Origin of the sequence: Tritonibacter sp. SIMBA_163, assembly GCF_046535935.1 — a bacterium.
Classification (GTDB): domain Bacteria; phylum Pseudomonadota; class Alphaproteobacteria; order Rhodobacterales; family Rhodobacteraceae; genus Epibacterium; species Epibacterium scottomollicae.
In genome coordinates this window covers 1-245 of the sequence record NZ_JAWJBP010001059.1, presented here as the reverse complement: position 1 = coordinate 245, position 245 = coordinate 1, and the positions used below count along the sequence as shown (strand labels likewise).

Here is a 245-nt window from a genome sequence, read left to right as displayed (position 1 = left end):
CCGACCTTGAACTGGTTGTTTTCGTCATGCGCCTTGTACTTCTTAGACTGACGCACGGTCTTCTGGAGGAGCGGATGCGAATAGCGGCGCTCAACCTTGACCACAACAGTCTTGTCATTCTTGTCGCTGACGACAACGCCCTGCAGAACGCGTTTAGGCATTATATTCTTCCTTATGCCTTGCTTGCGGCCGCCTTCTGGCGGGCAATAGTCTTGATACGCGCGATGTCGCGGCGAACCTGCTTC

At 54.3% G+C, this 245-nt stretch carries 2 protein-coding genes; both read right to left on the bottom strand.

The window, feature by feature from the left end; genetic code table 11:
* Positions 1-161, bottom strand: a 161-nt coding sequence (gene rpsQ, locus R0J92_RS25590; protein WP_411053755.1) for a 30S ribosomal protein S17, incomplete at its 3' end; no start/stop codon positions are given.
* An 11-nt stretch (positions 162-172) separates the two neighbouring features.
* Positions 173-245, bottom strand: a 73-nt coding sequence (rpmC, locus tag R0J92_RS25585; protein ID WP_411053754.1) for a 50S ribosomal protein L29, incomplete at its 5' end; no start/stop codon positions are given.